General features: G+C 72.7%; 20 protein-coding genes, 4 pseudogenes and 1 riboswitch. Of the genes and pseudogenes, 15 read left to right on the forward strand and 9 right to left on the reverse strand.

The window, feature by feature from the left end; genetic code table 11:
* The first annotated feature begins 44 nt into the window (after nucleotides 1–44).
* Nucleotides 45–839 carry a COG4705 family protein gene (locus ACSMXW_RS33710; RefSeq protein WP_485801974.1) on the forward strand — a complete coding sequence of 265 codons (795 nt, stop codon included), beginning with the start codon at nucleotides 45–47 and terminating at the stop codon, nucleotides 837–839.
* Between the two features lie 137 nt (nucleotides 840–976).
* On the opposite strand, the gene ACSMXW_RS33715 is transcribed toward ACSMXW_RS33710, so the two are convergent.
* Both ACSMXW_RS33715 and ACSMXW_RS33720 read right to left on the reverse strand, forming a co-directional pair.
* Entirely contained in the window at nucleotides 977–1,909 is a 933-nt protein-coding gene (locus ACSMXW_RS33715; protein ID WP_485801975.1) for a M48 family metalloprotease, read from the reverse strand.
* Nucleotides 1,906–2,277 carry a BlaI/MecI/CopY family transcriptional regulator gene (locus tag ACSMXW_RS33720; protein ID WP_485801976.1) on the reverse strand — a complete coding sequence of 124 codons (372 nt, stop codon included), beginning with the start codon at nucleotides 2,275–2,277 and terminating at the stop codon, nucleotides 1,906–1,908. The genes ACSMXW_RS33715 and ACSMXW_RS33720 overlap by 4 nt, the downstream gene beginning before the upstream one ends.
* Before the next feature lie 115 nt (nucleotides 2,278–2,392).
* Between ACSMXW_RS33720 and ACSMXW_RS33725 the strand changes: the two genes are divergently transcribed.
* From ACSMXW_RS33725 to ACSMXW_RS33745, 5 genes are read left to right on the forward strand one after another with little or no spacing between them, the layout of a single operon-like run.
* Nucleotides 2,393–3,076, forward strand: coding sequence for a DedA family protein (locus ACSMXW_RS33725; RefSeq protein ID WP_485801978.1), 684 nt, complete (start codon nucleotides 2,393–2,395; stop codon nucleotides 3,074–3,076).
* Nucleotides 3,073–3,678, forward strand: coding sequence for a phosphatase PAP2 family protein (locus tag ACSMXW_RS33730; protein ID WP_485801980.1), 606 nt, complete (start codon nucleotides 3,073–3,075; stop codon nucleotides 3,676–3,678). Before ACSMXW_RS33725 ends, ACSMXW_RS33730 begins: the two co-directional genes overlap by 4 nt.
* Entirely contained in the window at nucleotides 3,675–4,448 is a 774-nt protein-coding gene (locus ACSMXW_RS33735; RefSeq protein ID WP_485801982.1) for a phosphatase PAP2 family protein, read from the forward strand. Before ACSMXW_RS33730 ends, ACSMXW_RS33735 begins: the two co-directional genes overlap by 4 nt.
* Nucleotides 4,402–5,064, forward strand: coding sequence for a response regulator transcription factor (locus ACSMXW_RS33740; protein WP_485801983.1), 663 nt, complete (start codon nucleotides 4,402–4,404; stop codon nucleotides 5,062–5,064). The genes ACSMXW_RS33735 and ACSMXW_RS33740 overlap by 47 nt, the downstream gene beginning before the upstream one ends.
* The gene (locus tag ACSMXW_RS33745; RefSeq protein WP_485801985.1) at nucleotides 5,061–6,440 is read left to right on the forward strand and encodes a sensor histidine kinase; all 1,380 of its coding nucleotides are present in this window, start codon (nucleotides 5,061–5,063) and stop codon (nucleotides 6,438–6,440) included. The genes ACSMXW_RS33740 and ACSMXW_RS33745 overlap by 4 nt, the downstream gene beginning before the upstream one ends.
* On the opposite strand, the gene ACSMXW_RS33750 is transcribed toward ACSMXW_RS33745, so the two are convergent.
* Nucleotides 6,421–7,263: a COG4705 family protein gene (locus ACSMXW_RS33750; RefSeq protein WP_485801986.1), complete on the reverse strand. Its 843-nt coding sequence runs from the start codon at nucleotides 7,261–7,263 to the stop codon at nucleotides 6,421–6,423. The two genes, ACSMXW_RS33745 and ACSMXW_RS33750, sit on opposite strands and share 20 nt — an antisense overlap.
* Nucleotides 7,264–7,403: 140 nt before the next feature.
* Here ACSMXW_RS33750 and ACSMXW_RS33755 point away from each other — a divergent pair, with 140 nt between their 5' ends.
* From ACSMXW_RS33755 to ACSMXW_RS33780, 6 genes and pseudogenes are all read left to right on the forward strand, one after another.
* Nucleotides 7,404–7,568 (forward strand): hypothetical protein, encoded by a 165-nt coding sequence (locus ACSMXW_RS33755; RefSeq protein ID WP_485801987.1) that lies wholly within the window; start codon nucleotides 7,404–7,406, stop codon nucleotides 7,566–7,568.
* 2 nt (nucleotides 7,569–7,570) lie between these two features.
* Nucleotides 7,571–8,026, forward strand: a pseudogene (locus tag ACSMXW_RS33760) (DUF998 domain-containing protein); the annotation flags it as partial.
* 337 nt (nucleotides 8,027–8,363) lie between these two features.
* Nucleotides 8,364–8,993: a hypothetical protein gene (locus ACSMXW_RS33765; RefSeq protein ID WP_485801989.1), complete on the forward strand. Its 630-nt coding sequence runs from the start codon at nucleotides 8,364–8,366 to the stop codon at nucleotides 8,991–8,993.
* A gap of 2 nt (nucleotides 8,994–8,995) precedes the next feature.
* Nucleotides 8,996–9,751 carry a glycosyltransferase gene (locus ACSMXW_RS33770; protein WP_485801991.1) on the forward strand — a complete coding sequence of 252 codons (756 nt, stop codon included), beginning with the start codon at nucleotides 8,996–8,998 and terminating at the stop codon, nucleotides 9,749–9,751.
* Between the two features lie 121 nt (nucleotides 9,752–9,872).
* Nucleotides 9,873–9,992, forward strand: a pseudogene (locus ACSMXW_RS33775) (hypothetical protein); the annotation flags it as partial.
* A 53-nt stretch (nucleotides 9,993–10,045) separates the two neighbouring features.
* A pseudogene (locus ACSMXW_RS33780) lies at nucleotides 10,046–10,297 on the forward strand (winged helix-turn-helix domain-containing protein); the annotation flags it as partial.
* Between the two features lie 15 nt (nucleotides 10,298–10,312).
* On the opposite strand, the gene ACSMXW_RS33785 reads toward ACSMXW_RS33780, so the two are convergent.
* Together ACSMXW_RS33785 and ACSMXW_RS33790 are read right to left on the reverse strand one after the other, a co-directional pair.
* The gene (locus ACSMXW_RS33785; RefSeq protein ID WP_485801992.1) at nucleotides 10,313–11,281 is read right to left on the reverse strand and encodes a lysylphosphatidylglycerol synthase domain-containing protein; all 969 of its coding nucleotides are present in this window, start codon (nucleotides 11,279–11,281) and stop codon (nucleotides 10,313–10,315) included.
* Nucleotides 11,278–12,789: a hypothetical protein gene (locus ACSMXW_RS33790; protein WP_485808471.1), complete on the reverse strand. Its 1,512-nt coding sequence runs from the start codon at nucleotides 12,787–12,789 to the stop codon at nucleotides 11,278–11,280. Before ACSMXW_RS33790 ends, ACSMXW_RS33785 begins: the two co-directional genes overlap by 4 nt.
* Before the next feature lie 104 nt (nucleotides 12,790–12,893).
* On the opposite strand from ACSMXW_RS33790, the gene ACSMXW_RS33795 reads away from it, so the two are divergent.
* Together ACSMXW_RS33795 and ACSMXW_RS33800 are read left to right on the forward strand one after the other, a co-directional pair.
* On the forward strand, nucleotides 12,894–13,277 hold the full coding sequence (locus ACSMXW_RS33795) for a BlaI/MecI/CopY family transcriptional regulator (protein ID WP_485801993.1): 384 nt from the start codon (nucleotides 12,894–12,896) through the stop codon (nucleotides 13,275–13,277).
* Nucleotides 13,249–13,962: pseudogene (locus tag ACSMXW_RS33800) on the forward strand (DUF4158 domain-containing protein); the annotation flags it as partial. The gene ACSMXW_RS33795 and the pseudogene ACSMXW_RS33800, both read left to right, overlap by 29 nt.
* 125 nt (nucleotides 13,963–14,087) lie before the next feature.
* Here the strand turns inward: ACSMXW_RS33800 and ACSMXW_RS33805 are convergent.
* The 3 genes from ACSMXW_RS33805 to ACSMXW_RS33815 form a co-directional block, all read right to left on the reverse strand.
* Nucleotides 14,088–14,264, reverse strand: coding sequence for a DUF6245 family protein (locus ACSMXW_RS33805; RefSeq protein WP_485801994.1), 177 nt, complete (start codon nucleotides 14,262–14,264; stop codon nucleotides 14,088–14,090).
* A 163-nt stretch (nucleotides 14,265–14,427) separates the two neighbouring features.
* Nucleotides 14,428–15,720 carry an NRAMP family divalent metal transporter gene (locus ACSMXW_RS33810; protein WP_485801995.1) on the reverse strand — a complete coding sequence of 431 codons (1,293 nt, stop codon included), beginning with the start codon at nucleotides 15,718–15,720 and terminating at the stop codon, nucleotides 14,428–14,430.
* Nucleotides 15,717–17,084 carry a magnesium transporter MgtE N-terminal domain-containing protein gene (locus ACSMXW_RS33815; protein ID WP_485801997.1) on the reverse strand — a complete coding sequence of 456 codons (1,368 nt, stop codon included), beginning with the start codon at nucleotides 17,082–17,084 and terminating at the stop codon, nucleotides 15,717–15,719. The genes ACSMXW_RS33810 and ACSMXW_RS33815 overlap by 4 nt, the downstream gene beginning before the upstream one ends.
* Before the next feature lie 309 nt (nucleotides 17,085–17,393).
* A riboswitch (M-box (ykoK) riboswitch) is annotated at nucleotides 17,394–17,571 on the reverse strand.
* Between the two features lie 286 nt (nucleotides 17,572–17,857).
* On the opposite strand from ACSMXW_RS33815, the gene ACSMXW_RS33820 reads away from it, so the two are divergent.
* Nucleotides 17,858–18,499 carry a carbonic anhydrase gene (locus ACSMXW_RS33820; RefSeq protein ID WP_485801999.1) on the forward strand — a complete coding sequence of 214 codons (642 nt, stop codon included), beginning with the start codon at nucleotides 17,858–17,860 and terminating at the stop codon, nucleotides 18,497–18,499.
* A gap of 337 nt (nucleotides 18,500–18,836) precedes the next feature.
* Here ACSMXW_RS33820 and ACSMXW_RS33825 read toward each other — a convergent pair whose 3' ends face one another.
* Nucleotides 18,837–19,814 (reverse strand): L-threonylcarbamoyladenylate synthase, encoded by a 978-nt coding sequence (locus ACSMXW_RS33825; RefSeq protein ID WP_485802000.1) that lies wholly within the window; start codon nucleotides 19,812–19,814, stop codon nucleotides 18,837–18,839.
* Nucleotides 19,815–20,531 lie beyond the last annotated feature (717 nt).

Here is a 20,531-nt window from a genome sequence, read left to right on the forward strand (position 1 = left end):
TGACGTCCTCCGTGAACCGTGATGTCGCGCCATCGTTCCCAGACATGGGGACAGCGCAGCTCCAGCAGGAGCAACCCCCGCTCGGCATACGCCACATAGCGAGCAAGGTCCCCGAAGTCACCCTCTACTTCTGGGTCATCAAAGTCCTGACCACTGGCATGGGAGAGACGGCCTCCGACTTCCTCGCCCACCTGCTCGGCCCCATCCCCGCCGTCGCCCTCGGCGGCCTCGCCCTCGCCGCCTCACTCGCCCTTCAGCTCTCCGTGCGGCGGTACGTGCCATGGATCTACTGGACCGCCATCGTCATGGTCAGCGTCTTCGGCACCATGGCGGCCGACGTGCTGCACGTGGGCCTGGGCGTCCCCTACACGCTGTCCACCCCCCTGTTCCTGACCGCCCTCGCGGCGGTCTTCGCGACCTGGTACGCGAGTGAGAGGACGCTCTCCATCCACAGCATCCACACCCGCCGGAGGGAGGTGTTCTACTGGGCCGCCGTTCTCGCGACCTTCGCTCTGGGCACGGCTGCGGGTGACCTGACTGCCACCACCGCGGGCCTCGGATACCTCGGTTCCGGCGCCATGTTCGCCGCTGTGATCGCCGTTCCGGTCGTCGCCCACCGGTGGCTGGGGCTGAACGCGATCGCCGCCTTCTGGTCCGCCTATGTGGTGACCAGGCCGCTCGGCGCCTCCTTCGCGGACTGGATGGCGGTCTCCTTCGCCCGGGGCGGCCTCGGGCTGGGCCTGGGTCCCGTCACCCTCTGCTGGACGATCGCGATCCTCGGCCTCGTCGGCTACCTCGCCGTGAGCCACAAGGACATCGCCACGATCGGCGTCAGGTGAACGCGAAGGCGAACGCCTTGGTGAAGAAGATACCCGGTGACGCCGTAAGTGGCGGGCGGATCCGGTAGCGGCGGGCCCGCGCGGGGGAAGCGCCCCGCCCTGCGCAGCGGCCCGCGTACCTCCCCAAAGGGGGCCGCTCAGCGCGGCGCCTCGCCTTGGGCGACCTCCACCTCGTGGTGGAACACGACCACGCCGGTCGTCGCGGCACAGGCCGAGACGGCCGCGCAGGCGGCGAGGAGCAGGGCGATCCAGGAGGCGCTGCGGGGGAGCTCCGCGGGGGTTGCGAGGAGGGCCGCGATCCGTTGGGGGACGGGGCCGGTGGTCGCGGCGGAGGCGAAGTCCGGGCGGGTGGACGGTGCTGCTCGGGTGGCGAGGGCGGCGCGCGCGATGGCTTGCGCGGTCAGCCGGCGGTCGCCGACGGCGGCCGCGGCGGCCTCGTCCGCCGCTCGCTCCGCGGCGAGTTGGACGGCATCGCGGAGGCGGCGCAGGCCGGGGTGGCAGTGGGCCGCGAGTTCCGCGGCGAGTAGGTAGCGGTAGTGGCCGCCCGCGTTGTGGGCGCGTTCGTGGGCGAGGAGCACCTCTCGCTCGGCGGGGGCGAGGGTGCGCAGCATCCCGGTGGTGACGACGATGCGGTGCGGGCGGCCCGGCAGGGCGTACGCGTCCGGGTGGGGCGAGTCGACGACGCACAGATCGCCCGCGGCGGGGCTGCTCTCGGCCTGCCGGCGGGCGGTGCGGTAGGCGCGGATCTGGCGCAGGGCCGACCGCGGCAGCGTCCAGGCGCTGACCGTGAGCACGCCGGTGGCCACCATGGCTACGGGCAGGACGAGGGTGTTCGGCGGCGTGTGCAACGGGTGGACGAGCTCGCCGAGTGGGGCGAACAGCGGGAGGGCGAGCAGGCCGGTCAGGACCAGTGCGCCCAGTGCGGACACGCAGGCGCCGGCCAGCACGATCGCGGTGAGGGTGAGCGTCCGGAGCGCGGTGACGGGGTGGAGACGGTCGAGTGTGCGCCCGGCGAGACCGTGGACGGCGAAGGGCAGGAGCAGCGGGGGGACCAGCAGCAGGACGGTCATTGCTCACTCGATTCCAGGAGTTCGCGCAGGATGCGCCCGTCGTCGGAGCTGAGCCGGGCGACGAAGCGGGCCAGGACCGTCTCGCGGTCGGCGTCCCGCTCGAGTTCGCTGTGCATGCGGCGGGCGGTGAGGCCGGGCGGGTCCTCGACGGGGTAGTACGCGTAGCCGCGGCCCTGCCGCTCGCGGCCGACGACGCCCTTGTCGTGCAGGCGGGTCAGGATCGTCGTCACGGTGGTGCGGGCCAGGTCGACGGCGAGGTCGGTCTGCACCTGCCCCGGTGTGCGCGGGCCGTCGGCGGCCCACAGCCCGGCCATGACGCTGGCCTCGAGCTCGCCCGCCGGTCGGCGTTCGTCCTTCGCTTCGGTCATGGGAACGATCCTCACCCTGTCTTCGTCTACAGTGCAGTAGACCGTCTACAGGATTGTAGTCAGCCGGGTGCTGTGTCCGCGTGCTCCCGTCCGTCCAGTATGAGAGGGCTCGCGTATGACAGGGCTCGCGCCCGTGGCCGCAGCTGCGGCGCCGCAGCTGGCAGTGAATGTCCTCAGTGCTCCATCCCTGCTGTCCGCCTTCGGTGTGCTGGGTGTCGGCGTGGTGCTGTTCGCCGAGACGGGGCTGTTGGTCGGCTTCTTCCTGCCCGGTGACTCCCTGCTGTTCACAGCCGGTCTGCTGTGTACCGGGACGGCCCCTGGCGGGTTGCGGCTGTCCCTGGTGCCGCTGCTGGCCGTCGCCGCCGTGGGTGCGCTGGCCGGTTCGCAGTGCGGCTACCCGCTCGTGCGGAAGGCCGGCGGAGCGCTGCTCACCCGCAGCCGCTCGGCCCGCCTCCAGGAAGGGGCCCGGCGCGCGGAGGAGCTGCTGGAGCGGTACGGGCACGCGAAGGCGATCGTGCCGGCCCGGTTCGTGCCGGTGGTGCGTACGGTGCTCAATCCCCTGGCAGGTGCCCTGCACGTACCCATACGGACGTTCACCGTGTGGCAGGCGGCCGGCGGGCTCGTCTGGAGCTCGGGGCTCACCCTCGCCGGGTACGCCCTCGGCTCGTCCGTCCCCAACGTGGACCGCTATCCGCTGCCCATGGTCGGGGTGATCGTCGCCCTGTCGCTGGTTCCGCCCGTCGCCGAGCTGTACCGCTCCCGCCGGGCGGCCATCGGGCAGAAGGGAGCCGAGGGGTGATGCTCGCCTTCGACGGGGCCGGGATCGACGGTTCCGCCTACACCGACGTGGTGGACCTCGCCCACCGCTCCCCGGCGTGGCTGGACGGCCTGGTGTCCGCCTGGTCGACGTACGGCCTTGGCCTGTTTGCCGTCCTCATGGTGGTGGGCTGGTGGCGGGCGCGGCACGCGGGTGCGCGTGCGGCGGTGGTGGCGCTGGCCGCGCCGGTGACGGTCGTCGTGGCGTACGCGGTGAACGACGCGCTGAAGCTGGTGGTGCGCGAGGACCGTCCGTGTCAGAGCCTGCGGGTGGTGACGCTGGAGGCGTGTCCGGCGCCGGGTGACTGGTCGTTCCCCAGCAACCACGCGGCGATAGCCGCCGCGGCGGCCGTCGCTCTCCTCTTCGTCTCCCGTCGGCTCGGTGCGGTCGCGGCGGTGGCCGCTGTGGTGATGGCCGCGTCCCGGGTCTGGGTCGGCGCGCACTACCCGCACGACGTGGTGGCCGGTCTGGCGGTCGGGGCTGTCGTCGCGGTGCTGCTGAGCTCAGCGGTGCGCAGGCGTCCCGACGCGCTGGCGCGCCGACTCACCGCGACACGGCTGCGGCCGCTGCTGGTGGCGCCGTGAACCGCGGGGACGTCGCCGACGTGGCCGGCTGCACGGGACTGGGCGCCCTGACGGCGTTCGGTGTCCTGCTCATGGTCGTGATCGGCGCCGACGGCGCCATACGGTTCGGCGACGAGGACCTCCACTCCTGGCCTCTGGCGCACCGCCCGGCTGCCGCGGTTGCAGTGGCCCGGGGTGTCACGGCCACGGGGACGGGTGTGGTTCCGTATGTACTGGCCGTCCTGGCGGGGCTCGTCGCCGCACGGACGCTACGCGGCCGTCCGGTCACCGTCGCCCTCTGCGTGGCCTGTCTCGGGGCCGGGCAGGCCGTCCGGTACGGCGTGATGGAGCTGACGGCCCGGCCCCGCCCGCCACGGGTGGACTGGGCGACGCACGCCTCGGGATGGTCGTTCCCCTCCGGCCACGCGACGACCGCCACCCTCACCGCAGGACTGCTCGTCATCGCGGTGTTCGCACGCGGCCCCCGCGGCAGGACCCTGCTCGCCCTTGCCGCCTGCTGCTGGGGCGCGCTGGTCGGCCTGACCCGCGTCTACCTCGGCGTGCACTGGTTCACCGACGTCCTCGGCGGCTGGCTGTTCGGCATCGGCTGGCTGGGACTGTGCCTCGCCGCCACTGCTAGGAGGCGGCCCGAGCAGGTCCTCGCCGGTACGAGACAACCGGCAGCGGAGGACGCCGCCGCTGCCGGTCCGCCCCAGGAACAGCCACGAGAACAGGTGAAGCACCATGCGCCCCAAGATCCTGGTCGTCGAGGACGATCACGCCCTGCGTGACGTGCTGCTGCGCGGCCTGCACGATGAGGACTTCGACGCCGTGCCCGCGCAGGACGGCGCGACCGCGCTGCGCCTGGCCGGTGACGGCTTCGCCGGCGCTGTCCTCGATGTGGGGCTGCCGGACGCGGACGGGCGGGACGTCTGCCAGGCGATGAGGGCGAACGGTTTCCTCTCGCCTGTCATCTTCCTGACCGCCCATCACCGGCTCACCGACCGGCTCAATGGGTTCTCCGCCGGCGGCGACGACTACCTGCCCAAACCCTTCCACCTGGCCGAACTCGCCGCCCGGCTGCGGGCCGCCGTCAAACGCGGCGGGCCTCGTCCGGCCGCCGCGGCCGGAGACCTGGTCCTTAACGCCGTCCGGCACCGCCTCACCGTGCGCGGCGCCCGCGTCGACCTGGCCCCCACGGAGTTCCGGCTGCTGGCCGCGCTCATGGCCTCGTCCGGAGACATCGTGAGCCGCCGTGAGCTGATCAGAGCGGGCTGGCCAGAGGGGGCACACGTCAGTGACAACACCCTCGACCAGTACCTGACCCGGCTGCGCCGCAAGCTCCGGGACAGTGGCAGCGCGCTCACCGTCACGACCGCCCGCGGAATCGGCCACCGCCTGTCATGACCGGGCTCCTCTCACGGTGGATCTCCCGGCCGGTATCACGTCTGGTACCCCGCACGCTGCGTGGCCGGCTCTCCCTGGTGGCCCTCACCACCGCCGCGTTCGTGCTGATGATCCTCACCGTCGTGTTCAACACCGTGGTTCGCCAGCACCTCCAGCGCCAGGCGGACGACGAACTGCGCACCCGGGCCGCCGCCATCGCCACCACCGTCGACACCGGCCGGACGGGAGTGCGGGTCCGGGAGACGTCGAACGACGAACTCCTCGACACGAACGTGTGGATCTACGCCGGCACGCACCTGCTCGAACGGCCGCCCTCCGCCACCGCCGCCAGCCCCCTCACCCGCGCCGCCGGCCGGCTCGCCGCGCGCGACGAGCAGCACTGCGCCACCGTCGAACACGCCGGTGGCCCGGTCCGGCTGTGCGCACAGATCACAGGCGGCACCGCGGCCGTCGTCACCGCCCTCGACCTGGCGCCCTACCGAGCTTCGGCCGACACCCTGCTCCTCGCGTCCCTCGCCCTCGACGCCGCCGTCCTCACCTGCACCTACGTACTGACGCGGCTCGCGGTCGGCCGAGCACTGCGTCCCGTGAGCACCATGACGGAGCAGGCCACCCAGTGGAGCGCCGTCACCTCCCCCGATCGCTTCGGCACCGACAACCAGCCCACCGAACTCGCCCGCCTGGGTGCGTCCCTGGACGCGCTCCTGGACCGCATCCGCGCGGTGCTGCGCCACGAACAGCAGCTCACCCAGGAGCTTTCCCACGAACTGCGAACCCCGCTCAGCCGGATCACCGCCGAACTCGACTGGCTGCAGGCCCGGCCCCGCTCAGAGGCCGACACCCGGAGCACCCACGCGGCCCTCGCCGACGCAGCCCAGTCCATGCGCACCATCTGCGACACCCTGCTCGACGACGCCCGGGGAAGTACCTGCGCCGCACCCGGCACCGCCAGTGTGCTGCCCACGCTGCGCCGCCTCACCGAACACCTCGACGTACCCGGCCGCCTGGAGGTCGTCGTCGAGGCCACGGACCCGGGCCTGGAAGCCGGCGTCCCGCCCGCGCTCCTCGAACGCCTCGTCAGCCCCCTCCTCGACAACGCCCTGCGGTACGCGCGCTCACGCGTCAGCGTCGTAGCGGACCGGCAGCCGGACGGCGTGACCATCGACGTCACCGACGACGGTCCCGGCGTACCGCCACAGTTCGCCAGCCAGCTGTTCCAGCCGGGCCGGCGCGCCGATCCCGCCGACGGGCACGGCGGAGCGGGCCTGGGGCTGCCGCTCGCGCGACGCCTGGCCCGCTCCGTCGGTGGTGAGGTGTCCCACGGCCCCGGTCATGCGCCCGGGGCGCGGTTCGTGGTCAGCCTGCCGGCAGGGTGACCCGGTCCCGCTCGGCGACGTCCTTCCGCGTCACCGACAGGAACACGACGAGGCCGAGGATGACGGCGAGGAACAGCACACTGGTGACCACCGTGCCCAGGCCGAGGCCGCCGTCCGCGGTCGGCTGGGACAGGTAGTCGCCCACCGAGGCGCCGAGCGGCCGGGTGAGGACGTACGCGATCCAGAAGCTCCACACGGCGTCGAAGCCCAGCGCGAAGTGCACGACGCCCACCGCGGCGATCGCGAGGGCGAACAGGAGCGCCGACACCCAGTACCCGAGGGCCATGCGCTCGGCGACCAGGTCACCGGCCGCCGTACCGAGCGCGAAGGTGAACAGCACCGCGAGCCAGTAGAAGGACTCACGGCCGAGGCTGTCGATGCTGTGGATGGACAGGGTCCGCTCCCGGCGGTACCAGACGACGAACACGACCGCGAGGACGATCGCGAACACCGTGGTGCTGGTGGTCAGCGGCACGCCCATGTTGTCGGTGAGGTTGTCGCTGATCAGCGTGCCGACGACGCTGATCAGGGCGACGGCCGGCCAGTAGACACCTGCGCGGTAGGCCGTCGTACGGAACTGCCAGACCAGAACCACTGCCAGCAGCACGCTCATCAGCAGCGACACACCGGTCAGGCCCAGGCCCAGCTTCTCGTTCAGCATGTCGGCCGCGGTCTCGCCGACCGTCGTGCACAGCACCTTGATGACCCAGAAGTACAGGGTAACTTCGGGCACCTTGTTCCAGCGCATACGGTGGCGGATCGGGGCCGGTGCGGCGGCGTGGGCGGCGGGGGTCTGTGGAGTCCCGGATGTCTCGTAGGTCATGGGACCCGACCGTGCCACCGGCTGCCTGAACGCATCCTGACTGGCGTGTCCCGACGCCGAGGGGGCTCACAGACGACCTTCATCGAAGATTCACGCGCCGAGTGGTAGACGCCTTATCGATCACCGGTTGTCTCGTCGTCATGCACGCGCTTCTCCCACCCCCGGCCTCCGTCGATCACCGTGGCCACCAGAGTCTGACGACAGCGGCGCACACCGCGCTGACCGGTTCCGTCGTGCTTGCCGCCCTGCTTCACCTGGGCTCGGCCAAGCAGGTGGACCCCCTCGGGCAGACGCTCAGCGACTAGCACTGCACGAGGGCACGACGACGTTGTTTACGGCCTGCGTCGGCTCGGCGGCGGGGTCGGCCGCGCTGCTCGCCGGGCTGCTCCGCAGTCGGCTGCCGATCGGCTCCGTCGCACCGGCGGTCCTGGGGGTCGGCCGCGTGGGGCTCGCGCTCAGCGCCGTCTTCCCGACGGATCCGGCGGGCGCCGTGCCGTCGCTGAGCGGCGTGGTGCACCGTCATGCGGCGGGGGCCGCGCTGGCCGCGCTCCCGGCGGGCGGTCCGCTCCTGGCCCACTGCCTGCACGGCCATGCGCCGACACGCGCGCAAGGGCGCCGGATACGCCGCCTGTCGTGGGCCAGTTCGGCCGCCGCGCTGGTCTTCCTGGGCACCCACCTCAGCGCACTCCGGCCGGTCACGCCGGTGGCGGCACGGGCCGCCCCGCTGCTCGGTCTGGCCGAGCGCGTGACGCTGGGGCTGGAGGTCGCCCTGCTTTCGCGATGGCCGATGCCGTGCCCTCCGGGCGGGGCGCGTTCGCCGGGCAACCCCTCTCCTCCGCACGGCGGTTGTTCGCCGGGCGACACACGTCCACCGGGCGGCGCCTGGCCACCGGGTGGCGCCTGGCCACCGGGCGGTGCCTGGCCACCGGGTGGCGCCTGGCCACCGGGTGGTGCCTGGCCACCGGGTGGTGCCTGGCCACCGGGTGGTGCCTGGCCACCGGGCGGTGCCTGGCCACCGGGTGGCGCTTGGCCACCGGGCTGCACACGTCCGGCGGCGAGCCACCGACCACCGGCCGGCACCCATCCACCGGCCGACGCCCATGACGACCCCGGTCGCCGCCCTCCTCGCGGTTCTCGGCGCCACCTGTTACGCGGCAGCCGCACGACTGCAGCACGAGGCGGCTCAGCGGACCGCGCACCCGCCCCGCCGCGCGCCGTCCTGCGACGACGCCGACGGCGGCTGCTCGCCGGGCTGGCCCTGCTCGGCGTCGGCGGATCCCTGCAGGTCACCACCCCTCCGGCTGGCGCCCGTGACCGTGGTGCAGCCCTTGGGCGGGAGCCGGGGAACTGTCCTCGCCCTCACGGCGATCGTCGCAGGGACCACGGGGTTCGCGGTCCTCGCCGCGCACGCCACCGTCGCCACGCCTGTCACCACCGGTGCCCAGCTGTGGGCCGGGCTGCTGGTCCTGACCGTGGTCGCCGCCTGCGCCGGGGTTGACCGTGTGCTGTCCGGCCGGGCGCGGTGCCTGGCGCTGGCGGCCGGCGCCGGCAGTGCCTACGGCTGTGTGTCCGTCCTCGGCCGGGCCGCGGGCGAGGAGTTCACGTCGTACGGCTTGAGCGGCGCCTTGGGCGGCACGCTCGCCGGGCTGGCGCTGGCCGGTTCCGTCGGCTTCTGGCTGGCCCAGCGCGCGCACGCCGCCGGCCCGCCGGAGGCACGGTCGCCTGCCTGACCGTGGTCGACCCGCTCGTCGCCGTCGCCGTCGGCATCGGCATCGGCCTCCTGCACGAGGCGCCCGCGCTCTCCGCCGCCACCGCGGCCGCCGGCCTGGCCTGCTGGGCGCTCGCCGTGGCCGGCGTCCTCCACATCACCCGCGCCACCCCCGCTTCCCACCTCACTCCCGGCCACCGGCCTCTCCCACGACAGGAACATCCCATGCCCAGCTCCTCCTCCCCCCGCCCGCAGCGCATTGTCATCGGCGCCGATACCTTCCCGCCGGACGTCAACGGGGCCGCGAACTTCGCCCACCGCCTCGCCGAACGACTGGCGGACCGCGGACATCAGGTGCACGTCGTCTGCCCGGCGACGGAGGCCGGCCCCGGCACGACCGCGGTGAACGGGATCGCCGTGCACCGGCTGGCGTCCCACCGCACCCCGGTCCACCCCACCTTCCGCGTCTGCCTGCCCTGGCAGACCGCCCGGCCCGCCGCCCGCCTGCTGGACGACATCGCGCCGGACGTGGTGCACATCCAGTCCCACTTCGCCGGGTGCCGCTCGCTGGCCGCCGCCGCGCACCGGCGCCGCATACCCGTGGTGGCGACCAACCACTTCATGCCGGAGAACCTCACCGGCTACGCCCACCTGCCCGCCCAGCTCACCGGCGCGGCCTGCCGGCTCGCCTGGCGCGACCTCGTACGGGTCTTCCGCCGGGCCCGCTTCGTCACGCGCCCCCTCCCCGGGCCGTACGGCTGCTGCACGACAACGGTCTGACGTCCCCCGCCCTGCCGGTCTCCCTGCGCCCTCGACCTGGCCCGCTTCTCCCAGCCGGCGACGGACCGCGGCGACGGGGAGACGCGTGCTGTTCGTGGGCCGGCTGGACGAGGAGAAGAACGTGCACGAGCTGCTGCACGCCCTGGCGCTGCTGCCCGCGCGGCTGAAGGTGCGCGGCGAGATCGTCGGCGACGGCTCCCGCCGCCGCGCCCTGGAGAACCTGGCGCACGAGCTGGGTATCGCCGACCGCGTCACCTTCCACGGCCTGGTCACTGACCGGGAGGCGCTGGCCGCGTACGCCTCCGCCCCAAGGAGTTCGAGCTGCTGGCCGTCCTCGCCCGGCACACGGGCGCGGCTGTGTCCCGCGAGACGCTCATGGCCGAGGTCTGGGACGAGAACTGGTTCGGCTCCACCAAGACCCTCGACGTCACCATGGCCGGGCTCCGCCGCCGTCTCACCGACGCGGCCGACGCGTCCTCCAGCCCTTCACGGCTGCCGCGGATCACCACACTGCGCGGACACGGATACCGCCTCGACCACGACTGACAGGGCCGTGGCGCATCACAGCACCGCGCGGCGCACCAGCACTCCCAGCGTCACCAGCCCCGGAACCAGCGGCAGCCACACGGTCAGCAGCCGATAACCCAACACCACCGAGGCCGCCGCGCCTCCGGGCGCGCCGGCCAGGGTGAGGGCGAAGGCCAGTGCCGCGTCCAGGGAGCCCAATCCGCCGGGGGCCGGCAACAGGACGGCCGCACTGCTCGCGGCCAGGTACGCCAGTGCCACCCGGGCCGGCGGCAGCGGCAGGTCCAGGGCCTGTGTCGTCGCCATCACCACGGCCGCGTGCAGGGAGGCGAAGGCCAGCGAGCCGCCCCACAACGCGGCTGCCCGCGCCGGGACGTCGTGCACGGCACGCACATCCGCCAGCACCGTCCGGACCGCGCGCCGCAGCGGACGGGACAGCAGCACGACGGCGACCGCGACTGCCGTGACAGCCACCGCCCATGCCGCGGCGGAGACATGGGGGAGGAGGAGTACGCCGGGACAGGCCAGGGCCAGCACGGCGATCAAGGCGCCCCGTACCACCGTCCCGGCGGTCGCCTTGACCGCGAGCGCGCTCGCCGAGGCGGCGAGCGGCAGCCCGCACCGGGTCAGGAAGCGCAGGTTGACCGTGCTCGCGCCGAGCCCCGCGGGCAGCACGTGGTTGGCCGCGGACGCCGCGAACTGCGCCGCGACCAGCCGCCCGGCGGGCAACGGCCGGACCACCGCACCTTGCTGGGCGACCGCCGAGCAGACCCATGTCGACACGGCGGCCACGGCCGCCACCAGCAGCCAGCCCCGGTCGGCGACGGTGAGCCGGTCGGCTCCGTCCTCGATCACCGGCCAGTGCCGGTGCGCGAGAAAGCCCGCGCAGGCCACGACGAGGAGCGTGACCGCGGTATGCCAGGAGACCTGCCTGCGCCGTCCGCCCCATCCGCCCCATCCGCGCCGTCCGCTCAGGGCCGGCGGCGCGCTCGGCGTGAGGGTCATGCGCCCGTACCCCGGTGCGGGGCGGGTGCGGTGTAGGCCCACAGCGTCCCGACCCGGTGGGACGGCCAGGTGCGGGCGTACGCGGGTGGCCGTCCTCCCGGCGCGGTCAGGACGGCGGCCGGCAGTCGCCGGGCGGACCGGGCGATGTCCGCCTGGGTGGTGTTGGCGTTGTTGCCCTGGGTCTGCACGGAGGAGCAGCCCGCGTAGAACGCGATCGGGATGGCGTTGTATCCGGTGAGCAGGCACGGCTGCCGTACGCCGAGCCGGTGCAGGTCGGCCGCCGTGCGGGCCCAGTCGCGGTGGGTGGCGGTGGTGCGCTGCACGGTGCGTTCCAGCACCACGTACTGGACGGCCAGGTGCCCGGCCAGGCCCACGGCCACGAGGGTCGCGGCGACGGGTCGCCATGCCCCGCCGGGCTTGGAGACTAGGTGAACAAGTGCGTCGGCGACGGGGATCGCGAGGAGGGCGTAGGCGGGTAGCAGGAAGCGGGGGGCCGCGTAGCCGATCAGGAATAGGTACGGGACGGCGGCCGTCGTGGCGCAGGCCAGCGGCACCAGGGTGTGCGCCGAGCGACGGGCGCGGATTGCGATCACCGCCCCGATGACGGCGAGGAGAGGCAGGACGAACCACCACAACGTCACCGCGACAGGCGGTGCCGCCCCGGTGCAAGGGCGGCACAGGGTGCGCCCGCCGAGGCTGCGCAGCTGGTCGTCGACGGCGACGTTCCAGCCGAGACCGCCTTCGGTCCCGGAGGCGTCGGACAGCCGCTGCATCAGGCCGCCGTAGCTGACATACGCCTCGATGACCCACTCGCCCGCCCCGGCCACCAGCCCCGCGACCAACGCCACCAGCATCCGGGGCCGCCGCCAACGGCGCACGCACACCAGCAGAGTCAGCAGCGGGAGGGTCACCCACACCGCGTCTGTGGGCCGCATCCCGGCCATCAGCGCCGCGCTCGCGCCCAGGCCCCACAGGGCCGCCCGGTCGAAGCGGCTCGCCTGGGCACGCAGGAAATACCCGGCGCACGCGAGGGCTCCGACGGCGACCCAGTAGTTGGGCATGACCTGCGGGCCGTAGAACACCGTCACCCACAGCGTCGCGAACAGCGCGCTCGCCAGGCCCAGCACCCGGCCCGGGAACAGGCCGCGCCAGGCCCGCAACGCCAGGAACAGGCCCAGTCCGGACAGCACCGCCAGATAGACCCGCAGCAGCGGCGTGGACGACGACCACGACGCGACGGGCGCGACCAGCAGGGAGATACCGCGGGCGCGCGGCGCACTGAAGAACGCCGCGGCAGCGTGGGAGCTGATCTGGCTGACATACACCGACTCGTCCCAGCCGAGCCCCATCCCGGGCCGTACCAGGGCGAGTTGGGCGAGCGTGAAGGCGCCCGCGACCCAGGCCGGCCACCCGTTCTGGCCTCCCAGCCACCACGGTGTGCGGACACGTGAGGGTGGTGGGCCGTGGCGTTCCGCGCCGACGAGCGGGACGTTCAAGGTCTCGGCCATCATCCAACCCCTCACCCTACAGCCTGTAGGGTTGGCTACCCTACAGGCTGTAGGGTTGGCATCGGATAAAAGACCCGCCGCCCTACGCGCTGTAGGGTGGCGGCATGGCAGGCACAGGCCCCCACAACCGACCGGAACGGCGCGGCGCCGGCGAGCTGGAGAGCGCGGTCCTCGCCGCCCTGTGGGCCACCGACCGGACACTCACCCCCGCCGAGATCCAGGCCGAGATCGGCGGCGACCTCGCCTACAACACCGTGCACACCATCCTCAAGCGCCTGCACGACAAGGGACTGGTCCTGCGTGACGCTGACGGTCGGCGCGGCGCGTACCGGCCCGCCAAGAACGCCGCCGAACTCACCGCCGAGGCCATGCGCGAGGCCCTCGCCCAGGGCCCCGACCCGATCGTCACCCTCCAGCACTTCGTCACCGGCCTGAGCCCCGAGGAGGAGCGGGCCCTGCGTGAGCTGCTGGGTAGGGACGGTCCATGAGGACCGCCGGGAGCGGCCCAGGCGGCGTGGGCAGCTGAGCGGATGGGGTTCCGATGAACATCAGCTCGCGCTGCTGCTGGCGCTGAAGTCGTATCAGCGGATGGGGCGCTTCCCGAGGCCGGAGGAGTACCCGGAGATGGTGGTCGACTTCGTGCGCCGCGCGGTCGAGTTGCCGGAGGGCACCGTGCCGTCGTGGGGTACGGACCGGACTGCCGAGCGGCAGCGTACGGAGGTGCGCCGGTGGGTGGGCGTGGTCTACGGGCAGGCGGAGGCCCGGCGGATCGCCGAGGCGGCGATCCGCAAGGAGGCCGCGTCGAAGAACCGGCCGACGGACCTGATCGCCCGCCGGCGCCGCGCCCTCAGACTGATCGGCGTCGGGTTCGCGGCGCTCGCCCTCTGCCTGCTGGTGCAGTCCACCTGGGCATTGGCCACCGGCTACCACCCGCGCCACTCGCCGCTGGGCATCGGCTGGACCGCGGTCACCGCCGCCGTCATGTTCGCCCTCGCCTTCGGCAAGGCCCGCACCGGCGCGGCCCTGGACAACCCCGTCCTCACCACCGAGGGCCGCGTCACCCTGATCGACGGCCTGCTGGCCGTCGCCGTCCTCGCAGGCCTGGTCCTCAACTCCGCCGCCGGCCTGTGGTGGGCCGACCCCGCAGCGGGCTACCTGCTGGTCTACTGCGCGATCCGCGAGGTCCGCGAGATCTTCACCGCCGAGCACTGGCCGATCGTGACGTACGAGACAGCCGTCCCGGTGGCACGGGGGGAGGCCACCGGGACGGCTCCGCTCAGCCTGGACGCCGACGGGCCCTACAAGCCCACCGACTTGAGCAGGTTCAGCAGCAAACCGGTGTTGTCCATCGCGTTCTGGAGCGCCTCGTGGGCCGCCTCCAGCTGCCCGGCCTGCGCGGCCGGGGGGCCCATGTCGCCGGTGGCGACGGCGCCCTGACTGGCGGCGATCACCCGAGCGGCATCGCCGGGCGTCACAGCCGCCGTTGCCGCACCCTGATCGGGCCCGGCGTCAGGGCACGGGCTGGGGATCGAGCGCGATGAGGACGACGAGCGTGGTGATCCAGGCGAGCAGGGCGGTGGCCACCAGGTAAGGGCGGTACTTCTTCATTGCGGGGCCTCCCTCTCGGGTGGAGCGGGGTCAGCCGAGGCCGAACCAGCCCAGGACGGTTTGCACGAGCAGGATGGTGGACATGCCCGCGACGCCCACGACGACCGTGGTCGCGGCGATGCGGTAGCGCGGGCCGTTGGCCGCCGTGCCCAGCAGCGAGCGGCGGTTGGTGAGGACCAGCAGATAGACCAGCACAATCGGGCTGATCAGACCTTGCAGGACCTGCGTGCCGATCAGCAGCTGGATGACGTCGACGGGGGTCAGCGCGACCACCGCGCCGAGCACGATCTGCGCGGTGAACAGGCCCAGGAACAACGGCGCGTCGCGGAAGCTGCGGGAGACGGAGCGTTCCACGCCGGCGGCCTCTCCGATGGCGTAGCTGGCCGACAGCGGCACAACGGCCCCGGCGAGGGCGGAGGCACCGATCAGGCCGAGGGCGAAGAGCAGTTCGGCGTTCTGCCCGGCTACGGGCTTGAGGGCTTCGGCGGCCTGGGCGGCGGAGTCGAGCGGACCGGTGCCGCCGATCACGGCGGCGGTGGCGATGATGATGGTCAGGCTGATGATGCAGGCGAACACCGCGCCCAGCACCGCGTCCAGTTTGATCAGCCGGTAGTCCTCGGGCTTGGCGCCGCGGTCGACGACGCCTGCGGCGGCGTAGAACTGCATGTACGGGCTGACCGTGGTGCCGATCAGGGCGACCGCGAGCAGGACGAAGTCCTTGCTGGGCTCCATGTGCGGGACGATCAGGTGCTTGCCGACCTCGCCCCAGTGCGGGTGGCCGAGGATCATCGCGATGGGGTAGGCGAAGAACGCAAGCGACATGATCAGGAATATGCGTTCGGCCCACCGGTAGGAGCCGAACAGGACGAGTGACCACAGCAGGATCGCGGCCGGCGGGATGACTGCCCACTTCGGCACGCCCAGCAGCTCGAAGGCGGCGCCGATGCCGGCGAATTCGGAGACGACCAGGCCGGTGTTGGCCAGCAGGAGGCAGAACACCGCCAGCGCGGTCAGCCGCAGGCTGAACTGTTCGCGGATGAGCGCGCCGAGCCCTTTGCCGGTGTGTGCGCCGAGGCGTACGGCCATCTCCTGGACCATGACCAGGGCGATGGTGACGAGCACCATGAAGAACAGCGTGCCGTAGGTGAACTGGGAGCCTGCGGAGGCATAGGTGGCGATGCCTGCGGCATCGTTGCCCGCGTTGGCGGCGACCAGGCCGGGCCCGGCGATCGCGGCGATCATGGCGAGGCGGCCGAGGCCGCGCCGCTTCGTGACGGGGGCGGCGGTGGGCGGCGCCGTGGTGGTGTCGAGGTCGCGGGTCACTGCAGGAACCTCCGGAAGTGCAGGCGCCCGCGCTCGGGCAGCAGGGTGTCCAGGACATCGTCGGCGAGGATGCGGCCCAGCGGGCGGTCCTGGTCGTCGACGACCAGGAGCGAGGAGACGCGCGCGGCCACCAGCTGCTCGGCGGCCTCGGACAGGCGGGTGTCGGGGTGCACGGTCACCGGCGGGCCGAACTGGGCCAGCCAGCCGGTCAGGTCGGCGACCATGGTGGCGTCCTCGGCCACCACCAGGTCGAACAGGGCGATGTCGGTGACGAGGCGGCCGTCGGCGTCGACCACGGCGATGGCGTCGATCTCGGTGCGGTGCTCGGCCTGCGCGGCGAGGGCGGCCCGCACCTCGGCGACGCTCTGCTCGCGGCGGACGGTCACCAGCAGCGTGGTCATGGCGCCGCCGGCCGTGTCCTCGGGGTAGGCCAGCAGCCGGCGCAGGTGTCCGGCCTGGGCCGCGGGCATACGGTCCAGCAGGCGCTCCCGCTCGTCGTCGTGCAGGTCGCGTAGCGCGTCCACGGCCTCGTCCGGCTCCATCTCGTCCACGAGTTGCGCGGCGTGGGCGGGGTCGGCCTCGCGCAGCAGGTTCTCCAGCTCGGCCGGTTCCATCTCCTCCAGTGCGTCCGCGGCGGCGGCGGGCTCCAGCATGTGCAGCAGCTGCTGGCGTTCGGCCCGGCCGAGGTCTTCGAGCAGGTCGGCCAGGTCCGCTGGGCGCAGCCGGTGCAACGCGCCCCTGGAGGCGCGCAGCTGGACCTGGGCGGGCCCGTCGGTGGCGTGCTCGGCGAACGGGGCCATGGCCTGCCAGTCCAGCACCCGCTCCGGTGTCGGCCGGGCCTGCCATCGGCGCGGGCCGAGGCGGCGCAGCAGGGTCGGCAGGCTCACGTCCACCCCGACCAGCACCACGCGGTCGGCCAGCGGGGCGAGATACAGGTCGGCGGCGCGGGTGACCTGCACCCCGTCGACATCGACGAGCTGGTGGTCGAGCACGTCGCGGGCGAGCAGCACCTCTCCGGGACGCCGCTCGTACTCGCGCAGGTCCAGCCGGGCACTGCGCAGCGCGACCCGCCCGGAGTGCACCTTCTCCACCGTGTCGGCGGGCAGGAAGGTGCGGCGGCGGCCGACCCGGACGACCAGGCCGGTCACCGGCGGGTAGGGCTCGGCGCCGTAGAGCCGGGCGACGACGTCGACGACCCGGCCGACCTCCTCCCCGGCCTGGTTGGTGACCGGGCCGCCGATCAGCCCGGCCAGCGACACCAGGGAGGCACGTACGGCCTTGGAGGCGGTGGCGCGGCGTTCCAGCTGGACGCGGCGGCCGCGCAGGCGGGCGGTGGTGGACATGAGCAGAGTGTTGGTGGCCAAGGTGAACACCCCCTTGCCCCGACGAGACGGCGGGGCATTGGGCGGCAGCGGACAGCACCAGGCGCCCTGACCAGGACGAAACCGCAGGCCCGGAGGCGGGCAGGCAGGAGCGGGCGGCCGGCGACGGTGCCGGACGACGGTCAGGGAGCGGTCGGCTGCCTCGTGCCGCGGCAGGACGGCAAGGACGAGGACAACACGGAAGAGGGCCGACTATGGCCCGGACTACTGTCCATCACTCGCCTCCCTCCGGCCGGGACACCCAGGGCGTCACAACGACTCGGCAAGGAGCGACCAGGACGCGATGCTCCTGGTTCACCCCAACTCGTCAGAGCTTTGGCACTCCACGGCGTGATCCCACCCACCGGGCGGGAAGCCACTTGGCCTCACCCCTTAGGCCGGGGAGAGGTGTCCTGAACCTGGGCGTCTCTCGACGTCGTCGGGTCAGTGGCCTGTGTCCGTGAAGACGCCTCACCGAACGAGGTGCCTGTTCAAACCGCGCACAGCATACGCCCGCCGCAGTCACCGCCACCAACTCGCCGGTCGCACTCCGGCTGGCCTTCAGGAGTTCAAGATCATCCCATGGCCCCTTTTGGGCTCACCTCGGCGATACCCCTACGGGGCGGGGCAGCACCGTCGCGCGCTGAGGTTCCGCACCGAGACCGTCCTCGCCTGGCGCCTGGGGTTGATGACAAGGCCGTCAGCGTGGCCCAATCCGGCGACCTCTGGCGGAACCAGGCGGCGCGACGGCTGGTCCCTGCTTGTAGGCTGCCGCCGTGACCGAGATCCAGAATCGGACGCCCCGCGACGCCTTCGAGCTGCTCATGGCCGGTAACCAGCGCTTCGTCTCAGGCGCCCCTGAGCACCCGAACCAGGACGCCATACGCCGCACCGAGATCGCACCGTCCCAGCAGCCCTTCGCGGTGCTGTTCGGGTGTTCCGACTCCCGGCTGGCCGCCGAGATCATCTTCGACCGCGGACTGGGCGATCTGTTCGTGGTGCGCACCGCGGGGCATGTCGCCGGTGCTGAGGTCCTCGGTTCCGTCGAGTACGGCGTGAGCGTGCTCGACGCCCCGCTCGTCGTCGTGCTCGGCCACGACTCGTGCGGGGCCATCGCAGCCGCCCGTGCCGTAGCCGACGGTGGCAGGGTGCCCGGTGGCTTCGTCCGTGATGTTGTTGAACGGGTGACCCCGAGCGTGCTGGCAGCCCGCGCCGCCGGACGCGAGCAGGCCGACGAGATCCTGGCCGAGCACATCGAGCACACCGTGGACCTGCTGCTCGAACGCTCCCGCGTCCTGGCTGAGCGGGTGGCCGCCGGCCGCCTCGGTGTGGTGGGGCTGTCCTACCGGCTGGCCGACGGCAGTGCACAGCTCGTCGCCTCTCGCGGCCTCGGTGCGGGGGTCCCTGCCGCGTCCTGACCATCCCGGCCGTGGTTGCCCTGGCGTGATTTGCCCCGGTCGGAGGAGACCCGTATACGTGGAGGGGAGCCCACCGGGTTCACCGCTCGATCACCCCCGAAGGGCACCACCCGATGGCTCACGGAGCCGACCACGCGCCCAGCACGCCCCCCCGCGCCGACCTGGCGCGGGCCGTGCGGGCTGCGAGGTGTGCCGGGGATGGGGAACGGTCGTCACCGACGACGGGCGGCACGAGCTGTGCTCGGCCTGCCAGACCGGTGGAAGCTCAGCCGAATCCGCCGCGAATCCGCCAGGCCCCCTGCACCCGGGAGTAGTAAGGGCAGGGCGTCGGGGCTGGTCACACGGTGGTTCGGGGCCCCGCGGCGCGGCGGAGCCGGTTGGCGATCGCCAGCCCCAGCCCCTCCTGCGCTGGCAGGGAGGCGACGATGAGGTCGCACCCTTGCTGGTCGAGCTCGCGCAGGAACCCGTACAGCCCCCGCGCATAGGCGGCCATCGAACCGGGGACCTGCACCACCGCGTGCGCCTTCACCTCGGCGCCGGCGAAGGCGGCAGGAAGAAAGACGCCGACCTGGTGCCCCAGCTCCTGCGCGAGCTCCGCCTCGGCGACGACCTTCTCCGGCTCGACCAGGACGACCCGAGCACGCGGCGCGTAGTGTGACGGATGCTGGCCCGGCACCCGGATGTGGCTGGTCGCCGGGACCGCGAGCGGGCATCCCAGCACCGCTTCGAGGTCCTCGCGCGTCACCCCGCCGGGCCGCAGGATGGTCGGGATCTCGCCGGTGGCGTCGACGATGGTCGACTCGACACCGACCTCGCAGGGGCCGCCGTCCAGCACGAAGTCGACGACGTCGCCGAGCTCGGCACGGACGTCGTCCGCGGTCGTGGGGCTCACCGAGCCGAAGCGGTTGGCGGACGGGGCCGTGACACCGCCACCGAAGGCCGACAGCAGCGCGAGCGCGACGGGGTGGTCGGGCACGCGCACGGCCACCGTCTCCAAGCCACCGGTCGCCTCCAGAGGCACCCGGCGCCCGCGCCGCAGGACCAGCGTGAGAGGCCCCGGCCAGAAGCGTTCGGCCAGCAGACGGGCCGTCGCGGGTACCTCCTGGACCCAGTCGTCCAGGTGTTCCGCGCCTCGGATGTGGACGATCAGCGGGTGCGAGGGCGGGCGTCCCTTGACCTGGAAGATGCGCGAGACGGCGGCGGGGTCCTCGGCGTTGGCGCCAAGACCGTAGACGGTCTCGGTCGGGAGGGCCACCAGGCCGCCGGCGCGCAGCACACCGGCCGCCTTCTCGATGTCACTGGTTCTCGCCGTCACCCTCGCAATCCTAGGTGTGTCAAGGACCGGCGACGGCCATGATCGATCTCAGCGCCAACCACGGTCTCACCGACCCCGGGCCGCTCAAGATCAACTACTGGCGGCCTTGGTGCTTATCTCGGCGACACCCCAGCTCCTGCCAGCTCGCCGCCAAGCAGGTCATCGCGCCCGTCGTACGACGTCCTGAGCTGTGCATACGGACTCGGCCACGGCCTGCTTCATTGTTGGTCAGGGAAAGGTGACGGCCACGCCGCTGTTCATGGTCGCGCGGCACCGGGACCCGAGCTGTCCCCAAGTCGTATGCGAGCCTGGACCTTGGAGGCCCGGCGTGCCCCGTGTGACGGATCCCGATCCAGCCGCCCAGGCGTTCATGACAGGCCCTGACCCACCTGGAGGTCGAACTCGCTGACCTGCTGCGCCAGGCGCAGGTCGCACGCCGGCGCTGGGCGGGCCGAGCCTTCGGGGCCTGTCAGTCCCGGTGCCCAGCGGCACTTGAACCCACTTGGACTTGACGGAAGACCGAAACTGTGACGACCCACCAGACCGTTTGCTTTTGGTGTGTTGTTCGGCACATTCAGCCAGGTCACATGGGGTTTGCGAGTAGAAGTGAACTCGGGGACCGAGGTGCGCGGCGCGGTCGGTATTTGGCGGCGTGTACGGCCACAAGCCTTTGACGAATGGTCTTTGAGTCCCGGAAATAAATCAGAAGGAGAACGC

Source organism: Streptomyces sp. DSM 116793 (assembly GCF_057320905.1).

Bases quoted from the DNA above. Each gene is read 5' to 3' on its own strand.
- ACSMXW_RS33710 (WP_485801974.1), top strand. From the start codon at position 45: ATGGGGACAGCGCAGCTCCAGCAGGAGCAACCCCCGCTCGGCATACGC.
- ACSMXW_RS33715 (WP_485801975.1), bottom strand. From the start codon at position 1,909: ATGACCGTCCTGCTGCTGGTCCCCCCGCTGCTCCTGCCCTTCGCCGTC.
- ACSMXW_RS33720 (WP_485801976.1), bottom strand. From the start codon at position 2,277: ATGACCGAAGCGAAGGACGAACGCCGACCGGCGGGCGAGCTCGAGGCC.
- ACSMXW_RS33725 (WP_485801978.1), top strand. From the start codon at position 2,393: ATGACAGGGCTCGCGCCCGTGGCCGCAGCTGCGGCGCCGCAGCTGGCA.
- ACSMXW_RS33740 (WP_485801983.1), top strand. From the start codon at position 4,402: ATGCGCCCCAAGATCCTGGTCGTCGAGGACGATCACGCCCTGCGTGAC.
- ACSMXW_RS33745 (WP_485801985.1), top strand. From the start codon at position 5,061: ATGACCGGGCTCCTCTCACGGTGGATCTCCCGGCCGGTATCACGTCTG.
- ACSMXW_RS33750 (WP_485801986.1), bottom strand. From the start codon at position 7,263: ATGACCTACGAGACATCCGGGACTCCACAGACCCCCGCCGCCCACGCC.
- ACSMXW_RS33755 (WP_485801987.1), top strand. From the start codon at position 7,404: ATGCACGCGCTTCTCCCACCCCCGGCCTCCGTCGATCACCGTGGCCAC.
- ACSMXW_RS33765 (WP_485801989.1), top strand. From the start codon at position 8,364: ATGACGACCCCGGTCGCCGCCCTCCTCGCGGTTCTCGGCGCCACCTGT.
- ACSMXW_RS33785 (WP_485801992.1), bottom strand. From the start codon at position 11,281: ATGACCCTCACGCCGAGCGCGCCGCCGGCCCTGAGCGGACGGCGCGGA.
- ACSMXW_RS33790 (WP_485808471.1), bottom strand. From the start codon at position 12,789: ATGGCCGAGACCTTGAACGTCCCGCTCGTCGGCGCGGAACGCCACGGC.
- ACSMXW_RS33795 (WP_485801993.1), top strand. From the start codon at position 12,894: ATGGCAGGCACAGGCCCCCACAACCGACCGGAACGGCGCGGCGCCGGC.